The 16,647-nt window shown below is 65.4% G+C and carries 13 protein-coding genes; 8 read left to right on the plus strand and 5 right to left on the minus strand.

Annotated features, from left to right (window positions below; genetic code table 11):
• Position 1 precedes the first annotated feature (1 nt).
• Positions 2–1,252 (minus strand): pyridoxal phosphate-dependent aminotransferase, encoded by a 1,251-nt coding sequence (locus tag RFA01S_RS08195; RefSeq protein ID WP_027495635.1) that lies wholly within the window; start codon positions 1,250–1,252, stop codon positions 2–4.
• Between the two features lie 105 nt (positions 1,253–1,357).
• On the opposite strand from RFA01S_RS08195, the gene RFA01S_RS08200 reads away from it, so the two are divergent.
• Positions 1,358–2,062 (plus strand): SOS response-associated peptidase, encoded by a 705-nt coding sequence (locus RFA01S_RS08200; RefSeq protein ID WP_032406182.1) that lies wholly within the window; start codon positions 1,358–1,360, stop codon positions 2,060–2,062.
• On the opposite strand, the gene RFA01S_RS08205 is transcribed toward RFA01S_RS08200, so the two are convergent.
• Positions 2,059–2,295, minus strand: a complete 237-nt coding sequence (locus tag RFA01S_RS08205; protein WP_027495637.1) for a DUF3263 domain-containing protein — start codon at positions 2,293–2,295, stop codon at positions 2,059–2,061. The genes RFA01S_RS08200 and RFA01S_RS08205 overlap by 4 nt on opposite strands.
• A 100-nt stretch (positions 2,296–2,395) precedes the next feature.
• Between RFA01S_RS08205 and RFA01S_RS08210 the strand changes: the two genes are divergently transcribed.
• Positions 2,396–4,309, plus strand: coding sequence for a dipeptidyl-peptidase 5 (locus RFA01S_RS08210; RefSeq protein WP_032406279.1), 1,914 nt, complete (start codon positions 2,396–2,398; stop codon positions 4,307–4,309).
• Here the strand turns inward: RFA01S_RS08210 and RFA01S_RS08215 are convergent.
• Entirely contained in the window at positions 4,302–4,571 is a 270-nt protein-coding gene (locus RFA01S_RS08215) for a hypothetical protein (RefSeq protein ID WP_027495639.1), read from the minus strand. The genes RFA01S_RS08210 and RFA01S_RS08215 overlap by 8 nt on opposite strands.
• A 167-nt stretch (positions 4,572–4,738) precedes the next feature.
• Positions 4,739–8,128, minus strand: a complete 3,390-nt coding sequence (locus tag RFA01S_RS08220) for a (Fe-S)-binding protein (protein ID WP_032406183.1) — start codon at positions 8,126–8,128, stop codon at positions 4,739–4,741.
• 539 nt (positions 8,129–8,667) lie between these two features.
• On the opposite strand from RFA01S_RS08220, the gene RFA01S_RS08225 reads away from it, so the two are divergent.
• Positions 8,668–9,321 carry a DUF8020 domain-containing protein gene (locus RFA01S_RS08225; protein WP_032367340.1) on the plus strand — a complete coding sequence of 218 codons (654 nt, stop codon included), beginning with the start codon at positions 8,668–8,670 and terminating at the stop codon, positions 9,319–9,321.
• A 61-nt stretch (positions 9,322–9,382) separates the two neighbouring features.
• Here RFA01S_RS08225 and RFA01S_RS08230 read toward each other — a convergent pair whose 3' ends face one another.
• Positions 9,383–10,726 (minus strand): hypothetical protein, encoded by a 1,344-nt coding sequence (locus RFA01S_RS08230; RefSeq protein WP_032406184.1) that lies wholly within the window; start codon positions 10,724–10,726, stop codon positions 9,383–9,385.
• Between the two features lie 141 nt (positions 10,727–10,867).
• Here RFA01S_RS08230 and RFA01S_RS08235 point away from each other — a divergent pair, with 141 nt between their 5' ends.
• From RFA01S_RS08235 to RFA01S_RS08255, 5 genes are all read left to right on the plus strand, one after another.
• Positions 10,868–12,052, plus strand: coding sequence for a glycosyltransferase family 4 protein (locus tag RFA01S_RS08235; RefSeq protein ID WP_052060436.1), 1,185 nt, complete (start codon positions 10,868–10,870; stop codon positions 12,050–12,052).
• Positions 12,053–12,151: 99 nt separating this feature from the next.
• Positions 12,152–13,306, plus strand: a complete 1,155-nt coding sequence (locus RFA01S_RS08240; protein WP_162182867.1) for a glycosyltransferase family 2 protein — start codon at positions 12,152–12,154, stop codon at positions 13,304–13,306.
• Positions 13,303–15,528 carry a hypothetical protein gene (locus RFA01S_RS08245; RefSeq protein ID WP_032406185.1) on the plus strand — a complete coding sequence of 742 codons (2,226 nt, stop codon included), beginning with the start codon at positions 13,303–13,305 and terminating at the stop codon, positions 15,526–15,528. Before RFA01S_RS08240 ends, RFA01S_RS08245 begins: the two co-directional genes overlap by 4 nt.
• Entirely contained in the window at positions 15,525–15,752 is a 228-nt protein-coding gene (locus RFA01S_RS27700) for a hypothetical protein (protein ID WP_032371870.1), read from the plus strand. The genes RFA01S_RS08245 and RFA01S_RS27700 overlap by 4 nt, the downstream gene beginning before the upstream one ends.
• Positions 15,749–16,642, plus strand: coding sequence for a glycoside hydrolase family 16 protein (locus RFA01S_RS08255; protein ID WP_052060438.1), 894 nt, complete (start codon positions 15,749–15,751; stop codon positions 16,640–16,642). Before RFA01S_RS27700 ends, RFA01S_RS08255 begins: the two co-directional genes overlap by 4 nt.
• The last annotated feature ends 5 nt before the right edge of the window (positions 16,643–16,647 follow it).

Below are 16,647 nucleotides of genomic sequence, written 5' to 3' on the forward strand. Positions count from 1 at the left end.
CTCACTGTTTGTACGAGGACAGGAAGTTGCCGAACCTCTCGATCGCGACGGCCAGATCGCGGGCCCACGGCAGCGTCACGATCCGCACGTGATCGTGCCCGGGCCAGTTGAATCCGGTTCCCTGCACAACCAGGATCTTTTCCTGCAGCAGCAGGTCCTGTACGAGCTTCTCGTCGTCGTAGATCTCGTGCACCTCGGGATCGAGTCGCGGGAATGCGTACAGCGCACCGCGCGGCTTGACGCACGAGACCCCGTGAATGGCGTTGAGCTTCTCCCACGCGACATCTCGCTGCTCGAGCAGCCGCCCGCCGGGCAGGATCAGATCCTCGATGCTCTGATACCCACCCAGAGCAACCTGAATGGCGTGCTGGGCAGGCACATTGGGGCACAGACGCGTCGACGCGAGCAGGTCGATGCCTTCGATGAACCCCGCGGCGTGCTTCTTCGGGCCGGTGATCGCGAGCCATCCGGCACGGTAGCCGGCCACGCGATACGCCTTGGACAGACCGTTGTACGTCAGGCACAGCAGATCCGGAGCCAGGCTCGCCAGTGAGGTGTGCTCGGCGTCGTCGTAGAGAATCCGGTCGTAGATCTCGTCGGCGAGCAACAGCAGCTGATGCTTGCGCGCCAGATCGACGATGCCCTGCAGGACCTCCTTGGAGTACACCGCACCCGTCGGATTGTTGGGATTGATCACCAGCAGCGCGACGGTCTTCGGGGTGATCTTCGACTCGATGTCGGCGAGATCGGGATTCCACCCGTTCTCCTCGTCGCACATGTAGTGCACCGCCTTGCCGCCGGACAGCGTCGTCATCGCCGTCCACAGCGGGTAGTCCGGGGCCGGGATCAAGACCTCGTCGCCGTCGTCCAACAGCGCTTGCATCGTCATCGTGATGAGCTCGGAGACGCCGTTACCGAGGTAGATGTCGTCGACGTCGAGATCGGGGAAGCCCGGTTCGAGTTCGTAGCGCGTGACGATGGCACGTCGAGCCGACAGGATGCCCTTCGACTCCGAGTAGCCCTGGGCCACCGGTAGCGCCGCGATCATGTCTCGCACGATCACGTCCGGAGCCTCGAAGCCGAACGGGGCCGGATTGCCGATGTTGAGCTTCAGGATGCGATGGCCCTCGGCCTCGAGCCGGGCCGCATGCGCGTGTACCGGTCCGCGGATCTCGTACAGCACGTTCTGCAGCTTGGTCGACTGCTGCAACGTGCGATAACGCGGCTGTGGGTGGATCTGCGGAGTGCTCACCCGTCACATCGTGCCAGGTGAGTGCCGTGGGAATCCACGAGGTTGTCGTTCGGGCACCGCTGTTTCACTGGGCCGTGTCGGTGGCAGGTGGAACAATCTCGTTCCATGTGCGGACGGTATGCCAGTACCCGGAGTGACAGCGACCTGCAGGCGGTCTTCGAGATCGCCGAGACAGTGGGCGACGAGGTGCCGCCGTCGTACAACGTGGCCCCGACTCAGACCATCAGGACGGTGCTCGAACGCGCGCCCAAGGACGAACCCGAGTCCGACGCAGTGCGCCAATTGCGTTCGGTGCGATGGGGATTGATTCCGTCGTGGGCGAAGGACGCGAAGATCGGCTCCCGGCTCATCAACGCCAGGTCCGAAACGATCACCGAGAAGCCGTCGTTCAAGAAGGCCGCAAGCCGTCGGCGCTGCATCATTCCGGCCGACGGGTACTACGAGTGGGAAAAGCGCGACGGTGCCAAAGTGCCGTACTTCCTGCACGAGCAGGGCGTGCTGGCGATGGCGGGTCTGTACGAGCTGTGGCGAGACCCCACCAAGGCCGACGACGACGAGGACCGCTGGGTCTGGTCGGCCACCGTGCTCACCTCGCCTGCTGCGGACGCCCTCGGGCACATCCACGATCGATCACCGGTTGTGCTGCCCCCCGATCTGCGGGCGAGTTGGCTGGATCCGACGCTCACGGACCTGAGCGACGTGTCCGAGCTGCTGGCCGCGATACCGGAGCCACGGCTCGAGCCCTACGAGGTGAGTACCGCGGTGAACAGTGTGAAGAACAACAGCCCCGAGCTGCTGACTCCGGTCTAGCCCTGACCGTCGGTGCGGTGCCGGCAGATATCGAGCATCGCGGCTCGCTCGCTCGCAGTCAGGTCGTCGGCCACCGGGGATTCGAGGATGCGCTCGAGTCGCCGGAAGTAGGTGGACGCATCGACCCCGAACGCCACATAGATGTCCTCGGCACTGCCGCCGCCGTACCCATGCCAGGTACGACCGAACGTCAGAATCTCGTGGTCGACGGAGTGGGTGGTGGTCCGGCGCATGATCTCTCCCTCGTGCTGCGTCCCACCATCATCTGTGTCGCGGTTGAAGGTGCGATGAACAGCGCGTTACGTGCGTGTGGAGTTCACTAGGGTGGAGCAGGTGACCGCTCTCGCGTACGGATCCTGGCCCTCGCCCATCACCGCAGCCGACCTGTCGTCGGCCGGCCACCCCGTCGAGGGTGGACGATTCGTCGGACACGAGATCTGGTGGTCCGAGGTGCGGCCCACCGAACAGGGCCGAACCGCGATCTGCCGCCACGTCGACGGACAGGTCGAGGCAATCCTGCCGGCACCGTTCAATGCCCGCACCCGCGTTCACGAATACGGCGGCGGCGCATGGACGGCAACGCCGAACGGGGATCTGGTGTTCGCCGAATTCTCGGATCAGCGCATCTACCGACTCACCCCCGGCGACGCACCGCTACCGCTCACCCCGGCCCCGGCTGTGGCGTCGAGCATTCGGTACGGGGAGCTGTCGGTGGTCGGTACCGACGTGATCGCCGTCCGCGAGACGCACGACGCCGGAGCTGTCACCCGAGACATCGTCGCGATCGACCTCGGCGGCGGCGGAGTGCGCTCACTGGTCTCGGGATCGAATTTCCTTGCCTACCCCAGGCTTTCACCCGACGGCAGCCGCATCGCGTGGATCGCCTGGAACCATCCGCAGATGCCCTGGGACGGAACAGAACTGCGGGTCGCATCGCTGGCGGATCCGTCGTCGTGGACTGTGTTGGCGGGTTTGACCGAGGAATCGGTGTTGCAGCCGGAATGGATCGACGACGAGTCGCTGTACGTCATCAGCGACCGAAGTGGTTGGTGGAACCTGTATTCGGTCATGCTGGACGGCGCAGCGACGCCGGTGTCGACCCTCGATGCAGACTTCGGTGCCCCGCTCTGGCAACTCGGAGCCCGCTGGTACGACGTTCTCGACGACGGCACGCTGCTGACCGTTCGCACCGTCGGGACCGATACGCTCGCCGTTCTCGACCCCGCCACCGGCACCCTCGACGACATCGAACTCGACGGAGTGACTTCGGTGGGGCTCGGGGGACGGCTCGGATCTACAGTTCTGCTCCGGGGCGGCGGCGCTCAGGTGCCGTCGGGACTGTTCGCAGTCGACCTGGCCACCCGCGAATTACGCAGTGTGCGTTCGAGTTTCGAGTCGATACCGGATGTCGAATACCTTCCCGCGGGGCGTCAGGTCACCTTCCAGGGACCGGATCGCGAAGTGCATGCCATCGCGTACGCGCCACGTAACCCGTCGTACGAGGGGCTCGACGGCGAACTACCGCCGTACGTCGCGTTCGTGCACGGCGGTCCTACGGCACACGTGGCGCCGGCGTTGAACCCGGTGTTCGCATACTTCACCAGCCGCGGCATCGGCGTCGTCGATGTGAACTACGGCGGATCCAGTGGGTACGGGCGCGAATACCGTAACCGGTTGCGTGGGCAATGGGGCGTGGTCGACGTCGAAGACACCATCGCCGCGGTCCGTGGATTGGCTGACGCCGGCCTCGCCGACCCGAACCGGCTGGCCATCGAAGGTGGTTCGGCAGGTGGCTGGACGGTATTGGCCGCGCTCACATCGTCCGACGTATTCGCTTGCGGTGCTTCGTACTTCGGCGTCGCCGAACTGGAGATGTTCGTCGCCGAGACGCACGATTTCGAGTCCCGCTACATCGACGGGCTCATCGGGCCGCTGCCCGAGGCCATCGACCTGTATCGCACTCGCGCGCCGGTGAACAACGTCGCCGGACTCTCGTGCCCGGTACTGCTGCTGCAGGGTCTCGACGATCCCATCGTGCCGCCCTCGCAGGCCGAACGATTCCGAGACGCCATGGTGGAGAAGGGAATACCGTACGCCTACCTCACGTACGCCGGTGAGTCGCACGGATTCCGCAAACTCGAAACACAGGTGAACGCCCGAGAATCGGAACTGTCGTTCTACGGTCAGGTCATGGGATTCACCCCACCCGGAATCCCCGAACTGGAGCTGTGGCGACCGTCTAGCTGAGTGGTGGGTGTGCGCGCTTCGCCTCGAGAAATTCGAGCAGCGCGCTGGGGATCGCGCAGTACTTGCTGTTGCCGACGGACAGTTTGCTGCCCGCCTCGAACGCCGCCTTCGACGGGCCGTTGTGCTCGATCACCAATGCACAGAGGCGCTCGTCGGTGCGGCCGGACTCGCAGCACTTCTCGACATGCGCTCGATCGTCGGGCGAGAGCGCCGTCCACCACTCGTCGTAGCGGCGAAAGAGCTTGTCCGCGTCGTCGGTCATGCCTGCTCCTACTTTTTCGGGTATGCAGTTCGGTTCCGACCATACTCACGATGTCCGATTCGTCCACCGCCGCGGGGGTCCAGCAGGGACTTCACACCCCTACCGACGACTGCGCGCCCCTGCTCTGAAGTGAGCAGGGGCGCGCAGTCGGTAAAAAGGGTGTGAGGTTACTTCCGGCGACCCGGAACCTTTGCACCCGGAGCGAATCCGAGTCCACCGGCCTTCGGCTTGGGCGGGGTGCGATCATCCGAACCGTTGGATGTGGTCTCGGCCGCAGTGTCCGACGCTTCTGCCTTCGGAGCCTCTGCTTCCGGTACCTCGGCCTCTGGGGCTTCGGTGATCGGTGCTTCCGTGACCGGTGCCTCTGCTTCCGGTGTCGGCTCGGCCTTTTCGGGCTCTGCTGCAGCCGGCTCGGCTGGTGCTGCGGCAGGTGCAGCGGCGGCCGCACCCGGTGTCCGCGCGCCCGGCTTCTTGAATCCGGACTTCACGGCCAGACCCTTGGGCTGGACGGTCGGCTTGGACTCTGCTGCTACGGATTCGGTTGCAGCAGGCTCCGTTGCAGCAGCCTCGGTGGCGGATGCCTCGGACGCCGTGGCCTCGGTAGCCGGTGCCTCAGCAGTAGGAGCCTCGGACGCAGGGGCTTCGGTAGCAGGCTTGCCCGGTGCCTTGGCTCCCGGCTTCTTGAATCCGGACTTGACGGCCAGACCCTTGGGCTGGACGGTCGGCTTGGATTCTGTGGCTACGGATTCAGTTGCAGCAGAAGGTGATTCCGCTGCATCATCGGCCGCTTCCGGGGCGGGTGTCGACGCCGCAGGAGCAGCGTCGGCGGGCTTGCCGGGTGCCTTCGCGCCGGGCTTCTTGAATCCGGACTTGACGGCCAGACCCTTGGGTTTGACGGTTGGAGTCGACTCGGAGGCCTCTGCGGGAGCAGGTGCTTCGGTTGCCGCAGGAGCGTCGGCAGGTGCCGGGGCAGCCGCCTTCGCGCCGGGTGCCTTGCCCTTCATCTGCAGACCCTTGCCACCGGGTGCCTTGCCACCGGCCAAACCGAGGCCCTTGGGCTTCGATGCGTCCGCGGCAGTATCGGCCGAGTGCCCCGACGTCTTGTCGGCTTCGGCGTTGGCGGGCGCAGAACCGGGTGCTTTGGCTCCGGGAGCTTTCGCAAGTCCCTTCATCTTCAGGCCACCAGCAGCCTTGGCCGGCTGCGCCTTCTTCGTCTCGGCTTCGGGATCGCCGCCTTCGGCTGCGACCTCGATCTCCTCGACGCGCCCCTTCTCCTCGACGGCTGCGACCTTTTCGGTGGCCAGCTTCTCTTCGGGAGTCTGCTCGCGGGGGATGACCTTGATGTTCTCGGCCAATACCGAGGACTCGACGCGGGTGATCGATTCGAGCATCAACTGCGCGACGTCGACGACCTCGACGCCCTCGTGTGCGCCGCCTTCCTGCCGTGCGGTGACACCGTCGGTGAGCATGACGCGGCAGAACGGGCAGCCCGTGGCGATCTTCTTCGGGTTGGTCGCAAGCGCTTCGTCGACCCGGTCGATGTTGATGCGCTTGCCGATGTTCTCTTCCATCCACATACGAGCGCCACCGGCACCACAGCACATGGACCGCTCACCGTGACGCGGCATCTCCTTGAGGTTGGAGCCCGACGCGGCCATCAGCTCACGCGGGGCGTCGTACACCTTGTTGTGCCGGCCGAGGTAGCACGGATCGTGGTAGGTGATGTCCTGGCTGACCGAGGCCACCGGGATCAGCTTCTTCTGCCGCACGAGACGGTTGAGCAGCTGCGTGTGGTGGACCACCTCGTAGTCACCGCCGACCTGCGGGTACTCGTTGCCGAGTGCGTTGAAGCAGTGGGCGCAGGTGACGACGATCTTGCGCTTGCTCTGCTCGACGCCGTCGAACACGTTGTTCAGTGTCTCGATGTTCTGCATGGCGAGCTGCTGGAACAGGAACTCGTTGCCTGCGCGGCGAGCGGAGTCGCCGGTGCAGGTCTCGTCGGCACCGAGCACCATGAACTTCACGCCTGCGGTGGCGAGCAGCTCGGCGACGGCCTTCGTGGTCTTCTTGGCGCGGTCCTCGTAGGCTCCGGCGCAGCCGACCCAGAAGAGGTACTCGTAGTCCTGGAACGAATCGGCGTCCTGGCCGAAGACCGGGATGTCGAAGTCCATCTCGTTGATCCAGTTGAGGCGGTCCTTGGAGTTCTGGCCCCACGGGTTGCCCTTGTTCTCCAGGTTCTTGAACAAGCCGGCGAGCTCGGACGGGAACTCGGACTCGATCAGCACCTGGTAGCGACGCATGTCGATGATGTGGTCGACGTGTTCGATGTCCACCGGGCACTGCTCGACGCACGCACCGCAGGTGGTGCAGCTCCACAGCACCTCGGGGTCGATGATGCCGCCCTCGATGGCGTCGGCGACGAGCTTGCGATCGGCTTCGTCGCGAGCATTCTGCGGAATGGCGTCGAGCGCCTTCTGGTCGACGTTGCCCTCGGCATCGACGAGTCCGACCTCGTCGCCCGCCATGTCCTTCTTGCCGCCGGCCAGCAGGTACGGGGCCTTGGCGTGGCTGTGATCGCGCAGCGACATGATCAGCAGCTTGGGGGAGAGGGGCTTGCCGGTGTTCCAGGCGGGGCACTGCGACTGGCAGCGGCCGCACTCGGTGCAGGTGGTGAAGTCGAGCCAGCCCTTCCAGCTGAAGTCTTCAATTTTGCCTGCGCCGAACGCGTCGACGTCGGGATCGGCCTCTTCCATCTCGAGGACTTTGCCGCCGGACATCATCGGCTTGGCGGCACCGAGGGCGACGGTGCCGTCGTCCATACGCTTGAAGTAGATGTTGGGGAAGGCCGTGAAGCGGTGCCACGCGACGCCCCAGTTGATGCGGGTGCCCACGATGTAGAGCCAGATCATGCCGGACATCAGCTTGATCAGAGCAAAGATCGACACCATGTTGGAGTTGGCCGGCAACAGCTCGGCGAGGCGCATCGTGAAGAAGTCGGTGTAGGGGTTCGCGTGTCCGTAGGTGGCGATCTTGCCCGCCTTGACGAACACCATGCCCAGGCCCTCGATGAGGACAACGGCCTCGACGAAGTAGGCGGCCTTGAACCCGGAGCCGGCGAAGCGTGACTGACGCTCGGGCTTACGCGGGTGGTTGAGCTGGCGAATGATGATCAGCGTGGTGATGCCGATGACGGTGCCGAGCCCGAGAATCTCGTCCATCAGGTGGTAGACGGCGGTGTCGCCGACGATGGGCCAGTGGAACTCGGGGTTGAACGTCTGTCCGTAGGCCTCGAACCAGAACACGGACCCGACCATGAAGCCGATCATCACCAGCCAGTGCGCCCAGCCGACGGTGCGGAACTTGACCATCTTGGTGTGCGCGGCGAACTCGATGATCATCTGCTTGAAGCGGGGGACGATCGGTCGCCAACGGTCGGGTGCCGGCTGACCCAGCCTCACGATGTTGAACATGCGCAGGGCGCCACGAATGAAGGCGTACCAACACACGAGGCTGAGCAGAGCACCGACTGTGCCCAACGTGATCGTCAGGGCGTTCATGTCGCGGCCTTTCGTTCAGTGGCAGCTGGAGCAGCTACCGCGGGTCCAGCCCGTCGAGAGGAATACAGCGATGTTACCTGCCAGTAGATCGCGAAATCTACCGACGGGTAACTTAGGTCAGAATCGCCTGGAGCGACGCTGGTGGTTGCGCGCACGAGACCGTCCGACGGGTGGGCTGAACTCGTCAGTAGGTTGTCGCCCGCATCACGTTAGGCGTACGGGCTTGTGACTCCTGCGAGAAGGCAGACCTAACCCGGCCGAATCGGCCCGATGCCCGAGGTTTACCGCCGGCTGCGCCGTGGAAGAAAAGTCCCGCGAAACCGAACGAAAGTGCGGTCTTTCTGTCCGATTCGGGCGTTGTGATTGTTCATAACTTTTCGGACACGGTAAAGGGTCGGTAGCACAACGACCGGTCTGATTGATGGTTTACACTGCCTGTGGACCAGAGGTGCGAGGACGTCATTCGGGGTGATGTCGCGTTCGACGGTTTGCCGCCAAAAGCACTGCAGCACATGCACAGAAACGGAACACAACACCACATGAAACTCAGCAAACTGGTCGTCACCTCGGCTCTCGTAGCAGTTGCTACGGGTCTGGCCAGCGGAACCGCCTACGCGCAGCCCGACACCAGCGCCACGACCCCCGACACGAACTACTCCGTCGAGCTCGAAGACCGCACCATCGTCACCACCATCGATGCGGGCGTCTTCAAGGTTGCCGACGACGGCAAGACCGTCGACGTCCTCGACGCCGCCGACAACACACTCGTCACCCTCCCGCTGTCGTTCAACCTCGGCGGACTGAACTTCCCGTACGAGCAGAACGTCGACGACAACGGCAAGACCCTGCGTCTGGTGCCGCAGCTCGACTTGACGAAGGCCTCGGCCAACTCGCGCAGCATCGGCGCGACGACGGTCGCCTCGCCCGAGGAAAACCTCAAGGCGCAGCAGAACTTCTCGTCGCAGCTCGGAATTGCTACTGCGATTGGAACCCTGACCGGTTCCGCAATCGGTGCGGTGATCGGTTGCATTGTGACTCTCCCCGCAGGCTGCATCCCCGGCTTGGTGACCGGTGCGGGAGCAGGTGGAATCATCGGCACCATCGCTGTCGGCGGGCCCGGCTTGGTCGTTGCCGGAATCGATCTGCTCAACACGTTGAACGCTGCTCCCGGAACGTCGGTCTGGGCCAAGTAGTCACAGCGCATTCTTCGAAAGAACCCACGATCTCGTCGAGGTCGTGGGTTCTTTTGTGTTGTCAGGCAGTAGGATTGGTGGCGACGGGCGCAGTCGAAGCGGCGGCTTCGAGGAATGCGATGGGCGTCGAGCAGGCGGCGCGCAGTGCCCGTCGGATGGTGTCGGCATCGACGACGTGCGAGTGGAACGACGCGGCGACGCGAATGGAGTCGCGTAGCCGTGCGGTCGTCAGGGTGATGTGTCCGTGGCTCGCGGGTGCCACCATGACTCGGTACGAACCCTGTGTCTCGCCGACGAAGGCGATGTCGTTCAATCGCCCATGCCGGCCCATGTCGGACAAGGCCAGACGGATGGTGTCGGGTGCGGTGGGCGGCGGGGTGTCGGTCGCGCGGGCGGAGCGCAACCTGGCCAGTTTCGAGCGAAGTGCGACCAGCATCAGGTTTGCGATCGGGTGCCCGCATTCGATGATTCGTCGCCATTGGCGGGACAGGAGAACGGTGTCGGTCGTGTCGGGGAGGTAGACGTCGATACCGGCCGACAGGTTCGCAAGGGTGGTCAGCTCGGGTGGTAGGTACCGGCGAACGTCGAACAGCACTTTGGCGGCATCGTCGACGGCCAGTCCTTCGGCGCGCAGTGCGGCATCGAGGGCGGCGAAGAACAGGATCGAGATCGACTGTCCGGGTCGGTGTTCGTCTCGCCACCTCGCCAGTTCTCGGGTGCACTCGATCGTGGCGGCCGCGGCCACCACCTCGACGGGTGAGCCTGCGGCGGTCGACGCCGCCTGTGTAGATGCCGTCTGTCTCGACCCGTGACCGGCCGACCCGCCATCTGCAGGCTTGCGGCCGCACACGCTGATACCCGGGAGAACGCGCGAGCGCAGTAGCCGCGCAACTCGCCTGGGATCGGTTCCGAAACAGCGCATCGCTGCGACGGCGAGCGGGTGATGCGTCTGCGCTGATGTCGCCCAGCGGGGCACGATGCCGTTGCGAGCGTCGGCATCAGCGAGTGTGTGGGAGAGGTTGATGATCATCTGACCGTCGCCGAGCCCGTGATCCATGTAGAACACCACGTGGTCGCCGCGCACCGTGATGGACAGTGGCTCGGCGGGGTCGTGCGTGGCCAGTAGCTGCGACATCGCGGTGTCGTAGTCGTCCTCGGTGATCGCGGAGTCTTCCCGGACGGCGTGCAGTGGAGCATCGGGATCGTATCGCCAGCGACGGGTGCCGGAATCTGGACGTAGGCCCACTCGCGCGGCCGGGCCGATGCTCATCGTCGTGCGTAGCGCCCGGCGGATCCCGTCGACGCCACCATGATCGACAGGACCGAAAGCCACCACGGTCCAGTTACCCGCAAGCGCGACATCGGTCTCGTGAACCGTGACGTGCGAGGGAAAGACCACGTTCATCGCGTAGGTCCCTTCCGATAGACGGCTTTACTTCTTGTTTATGAAAGCCTCAGAATCAGTATGAACTCAAATGGGTATTCCAGCCAACTCTGAGTACGATGTAATGGAGTCAAACAAACTATTGGACAGGAAACTGGAGTTGTGGACGGAGTCAGCGAAGTGCACGTACTCGCGGTCTCGCTGTCGACATCGGTGGGCGGAACCGATCACAGTCTGCGAAACGTGGCGCTGGCATTACAGCCTCTGGGCGTGAACGTCACGCTGGGCGCACCCGGTGGCAGCGACACCGAACAGTGGTGGCGTGCCGCCGGCCTGCCGTTCCTGCCACTCGACCTGCCGCAACGCATCGGAATCCATCGTCAGGGCGAGAACTCTCTGCATCCCCTCGGCGGGCTCGCGGCGCAGGTGCCGAAGAGCGCACGCACGGTGTCGATACTTCGGCGAGCTGCCCGCGACTTCGACGTCGTGCATTCCAACCATCTGCTGCTGCATCCCGACGCGGTGCTCGCGTCCCGACTCGCACGCACCCCGGTCGTCGTCGAATTTCACGACATCGTCCCCGCCGGACCGGGGCGCACACTGCTCGCCGCGATCGCGGCGACGGCAACCCACACGGTGGCCGTCAGCACAGCTGCAGCACAGCAACTCCCGACGCGTGCGCGTGGACGGGTGAGCGTGGTGCACCAGGGAATCGACACCACGGCCTTCGCGCCGGGTGCCGGTGACCCGGCTCTGCGGGCCGACATGACCGCCGACCCCGATGCTCCACTGATCGCAGCCGTCGGCCGGATCGATCGCGAGAAGAAGCTCGACGTACTGATCGACGCCGTGGCGCGGGTGCGTCGGTCCGGAGTCGACGCGCATCTGGCGATCGTCGGCGCGCCCAGCGAGGACGACGGTGGCTACCTCGTCGAGTTGCAGCAGGCCGCGGAACGGTTGCTGCCCGGTGCGCATCGTTTCCTCGGCCGCACAGACGCGGTGGCGTCGACGTTGCGTGCCGTGGATGTGTTGGCCTGCCCGTCACAGGACGAGCCCTTCGGGCTCATCGCCCTCGAGGCACAGGCCTGTGCGGTGCCGGTCGTGGTGAGCGACACCGGGGGCCTGGTCGACTTCGTCTCGCACGAGCACACCGGCCTCGTTGCCCGAACCGGCGACGTCGACTCGCTGGCCACGCAGTTGTGCAGGATGCTGACCGATCGCGGCCTGGCCGCCACCCTCGCCGAGGCCGCGCGAGGGCAAGCAGTCGCGCGATTCGATTCCCAACATCGCGCGAAGCATTTCGCCGACATCTACAGTTCAGCAATCGGGAAGAAGCGCATCACATGACGTGACGCATCGGCTCTGCAGCGGAGCTGACGACGCAACCCAGCCGTGCGGATGTCGGGGCATCCGCACGCACACGCTCGTACCGAATCGGAGTTCTTGATGCTCGACCACATGGCCCCCGGCGTCCCGCGCCGCCGCACCCCGCAGCGGGTCGGCGTTGCCGTTCTGGCCGCGACTGCGACCGCGACCCTGGCCGGGGCCGGCTGGGTCCTCGCACCCAGACGGTCGCCGGAACCCCTGCGGGCGGCAGAGCCGTTCGTCGACGGCGACCTCATCACCGTCGTCGTGGGAACCGTGGGCAGGCCGTCGCTGCATGGCACGGTCGAGGCCGTGCTCGCGCAGTCCTACCCGGCCGTGGAGATCGTGGTGGTGGACAACGCACCCACGTCGGGACGGGTGGACGACGCGTTGAGGTCGATCGACGATCCCCGCTGCATCGTCGTCCGTGAGCTGCGCCGCGGGGTCTCGCGAGCCAGAAACACAGGTGCCCGGCACGCGTCGGGCCGCGTGATCGCCTTCACCGACGACGACGCCGAACCGGATTCGCAGTGGCTCGCCGCCGTGGCGCAGGTGTACGCGGCAGACCGAGACGGTGTCGTGGCCGGGGTGACCGGACGGGTCGTCGGACTGGCGGTCGAGACCGATCAGCAGCGGTGGTTCGAGGAATCGGGGCTGTTCGAGAAGGGATCGACGCGCACGGTCTGGACCCTCGCGCCGACCGGATCGATCGACGAAGAACTGGGTGCACGCGGCACCGCAGCGCTGTTCCCCTATACGGCCGGGGAGATGGGCAGCGGCAACAACATGTCGTTCCGAAAGAGCGCCTTCGACTCGCTCGGAGGATTCGACGAGAGGATCGGACCGGGCACGCCCACCAAAGGCGGTGAGGACCTCGAGCTCTTCCGGCGTGCAGTGCTGCGCGGGGGAACGATCGTCTACGACCCGACGGCCGTCGTCGGCCATCATCATCGAGCCGATCACGAAGCGTTGCGCGAGCAGATGTTCGGGTACGGAAGCGGAATGGCCGCCATCGTCACCAAACTCTTCCTCGACGGCGGAGCTCCGGCCCGCGCACTGCTCGGCCGGCTCCCGACCGCATTCCGCATGCTTCTCGCACCCGAGGAGAACCGCTTCGCGGACGGGGCTCCGCCGATGCCTCGCGACCTCAAGCTCACCGAGCTCTACGGCTACCTGTGCGGGCCGTTCCTGTACGTCAAGGCCATCACGGTTCGCGGCACCGGGATCAATTCGTGACGATCACCGACACCACCGACGCACCCGAGGACGCGGTAGGTCGAGCCGATCCGACGCGACCCGACTCGAGCTACCGCGGGGCGCAGGCGCTGCTGTTCGCTGCCGCAGCGGTCGCCATCGCGTCGACGCTGCTGGCCATCCTCGCCGGATCCGATCACGCGGGTGCGGTACCCAACGGGCTGCGGGTCGCCGTGGTCGTCGCCGCCGTGACCCTGTTGCCCGGGGCACCCATCGCGGTGCTGCTGCGCCTCCGACAGCCGGCACTGGTCGGTTCGGTGACGGTCTCGATCTCGTTCGCGACGATGCTGATCATCGCGCAGGCCGAGGTCGTCACCGGGAATCTGCGTCCGGTGACGGTGCAGCTCTACATCTGTGCGGTGTCCGCCGCGCTCATTCTGTGGGCGTCGCGAACGTTGGTGCCTGCGGTGCCTCGACCGCGCCCGGACCGGACTGCGGTGGTGACCCGGTACGCACTTCTCGGCGCGGTGGCCGTCGCCGTCGTGCTGTTCGCTCACGCGACGAAGGTGCTGAGGCCGCAGGCGTCCGGGGCGTTGGGCGTCATCACCCACATCGGTTTCAGCTACCTCGTCGCGCTGGTGATCGTGGCGGCCGTGATCGCCGTGGCGCTCTCGCGGGCCCGACTCGACCCGGTTGTACTCGGCGCGGCCGGTCTCGCTCTGATCATGTTCACCACGATGTATGTGTCGTTGGCCGACGGCGTCACGTCGATCCCGACGGCGTACACCCATCGCGGGCTGATCGACATCATCGCGTCTCTGCAAGGTCTGCCGCCGCCGTCGGACGCGCGATTCAGTTGGGCCGGGTTCTTCTCTGCCGGAGCTCATATGTCGGGTGCCGGCGCACTGTCGGACCTGTCTCCGATGCTGCTGTGGGCTCCGCTCTTCTACGGCGGCGTGACCATGTTGCCGCTGTACTCGATCGCGCTGTCGCTGACCGGGCGCAGGCGCGTGGCGTGGATCGCGGTGATCCTCTACCTGTCGTTCAACTGGTACCAGCAGGACTACTTCGCGCCGCAGCCGACGGCGACCATGCTGTACCTGACCATCTGCGCCTTGCTGCTCTGGCAGTTGCGCAGTGCGCCCCTGCCGTCGGCCCCGCGGTCGTGGCGTCGGTGGATCGTCACGGTGCCGAGGCGAACTCTGGGCACGGTCCCCGGTGTCGGTGCCGGCCGCACCCTCGCGATCGAGGCGCTGATGATCGTCATGATCGCGGCGATCGTCATCACTCACCAGCTGACGCCCATCGTGTTGATCGCGGCGCTGTTCCTGTTCTCGCTCACCGGCACCACGCGGTACCGACTGCTTTGGCTGTTCGCGGTCGCGCTGTTCGTGGCCTGGTTCAGCTACGGAGCCGTCGACTACTGGAAGGGCCACCTCGCGTACGTGCTCGGCGATGTGGGACAGGTGTCGGGCGCGGTGCAGGGCGGCGTCAGCGACCGGATCGGTGCCGATCCGCTGTATCAGAAGATGCAGTATCTGCGGTTGGCGGCGTCGGGCGCGCTGCTGATGTTCGCGTTCGCCGGTTGGCTGACCTACCGGCGACGGAAGACGTGGCTCATCGGCGGCTTGCTCTGCATGGTGCCTTTCGGTTTGGTGCTGGTGCAGAGCTACGGCGGTGAGGTGGTGATCCGGTGCTTCGTGCTGGCGTCGCCGTTCATCGCGCCCTACGCCGCGGACGCGTTGGTGCGCACCTTCGCGGTCATTCGACGGTTCACGGGTCGATCGGCCCAGCCGCGGCACTGGTCGCGCACCGTCGCCGCGACCGCGGCAATCCTCGGAATTGCCTTGATACTGACGGCAACTCGCGGGTTGAACACCTCGTTCGAGCACACCGACGAGGACCAGATTCGATACGGAGACGCATTGATGCGGTCGGTTCCGCAGGGCTCGGAAATCATGGTCATCGGAACGGCGGCCGGGCTGGTGTCCGCACGCTACTTCGACGACGTCAGAGTGGCGACCATGGAATCGTTCGAGTGCCTCGACGATCTCAGCGGGTGCGTCCGAAAGGAGAACCCAGACTTCGTGTTCACCACTCGACAATCGTCGGCGCAGATCTACCTGCAGTACGGATATTCGCAATCGGTCGTCGACCAACAGCTGGGCATGCTGGTCGGATCCGACGAGTATCGCGTGGTTGTCGAAACCGCCGACCTGACCATTCTGCAGAATGCGTCCACCCCACCGGTGGTGCTCAAATGACAGATCTGTGGCTCGGCTTCCTCGCATTCGGTGCCCTGTTCGCGGCGCTGATCGTCTCGTCGGTACTGCGCGAACGCGAGGTGCCCTCCGACGGAGCGATCGGGCGCGGCGGCAACGGACGCATCAACCGCGCAGTGGTGCTCTCCGCGACACTGATCGTGCTGTTGCTCCTGGCCGCAGTCGTCGTGATCGTGCGGTTCCAGCAGATCGCGATCTGGGAGTGAGAATCGGACGCGGCCTGTCGGTGGCCCTGCTGGTCGTGGCGACGACGGTGTCCTGTGCGCAGTCGACCGGACCCCAACCCGAGTTGGTCAGCAGCGAACGGTGCGACCCTATGGCGGACGACGTCATGTCGGGTGAAGCCGTGCCCCGGGAGGATCTGCCGGGCTGGCGGCAGACCTTCGTCGACGATTTCGACCGGTGCGATCTCGGTGACGACTGGGGTGCGTACTACGGCCAACCCGGAGGCGACCCGGCCAGCTGGTGGGAGTACGAACAGGCCTCGGTCACCGGTGGCGCACTGCGGCTGCGCGCCGAGCAGAAGGACGGCCGCTGGGTGACCGGCGGCGTCTCGAATTCGCCTGTGGCACAGAAGTACGGCAAGTGGGACGTGCGGCTGCGCGCGGACCGATCCGACGAGATCAGCTACCACATTCTGCTGTGGCCCGCCGACGAGGTGTGGCCGCCGGAGATCGACATCGCCGAGAGCGCCGACGGGACCAGGCAGACGATGTCGTCGTTCCTGCACTGGAGCGGCGCAGAAGGAGACCGTCACTTCTCACAGGCGAATCTGCAGTTGGACACCAACGACTGGCAGACCGTCGGAGTGGAATGGGACCCCGAGCAGATCAGGTATCTGGTCAACGGAAAAGTCTGGGCGCGAACACCACTGGGAGCATCCATCCCGGACAAGCCGATGTGGTTGGGCATCCAGGCCCAGGCGGGCGCGTGCACCAAGCTCGAATCCTGGGGTGTCGGAGAATGCGGCCTGGCGGGAACACCCGACGTCGCGAACGTGGATGTGGACTGGGTGTCGGTGTACGAATCGGACGGGACACCGTCCGTCGTGGAGGACACGCCGTCGGGATCGGTTCTGCTGGAACAACAGAACTGACCCGC

This window comes from Rhodococcoides fascians NBRC 12155 = LMG 3623 (genome assembly GCF_001894785.1).
In the GTDB taxonomy this organism is placed as follows: Bacteria; Actinomycetota; Actinomycetes; order Mycobacteriales; family Mycobacteriaceae; genus Rhodococcoides; species Rhodococcoides fascians.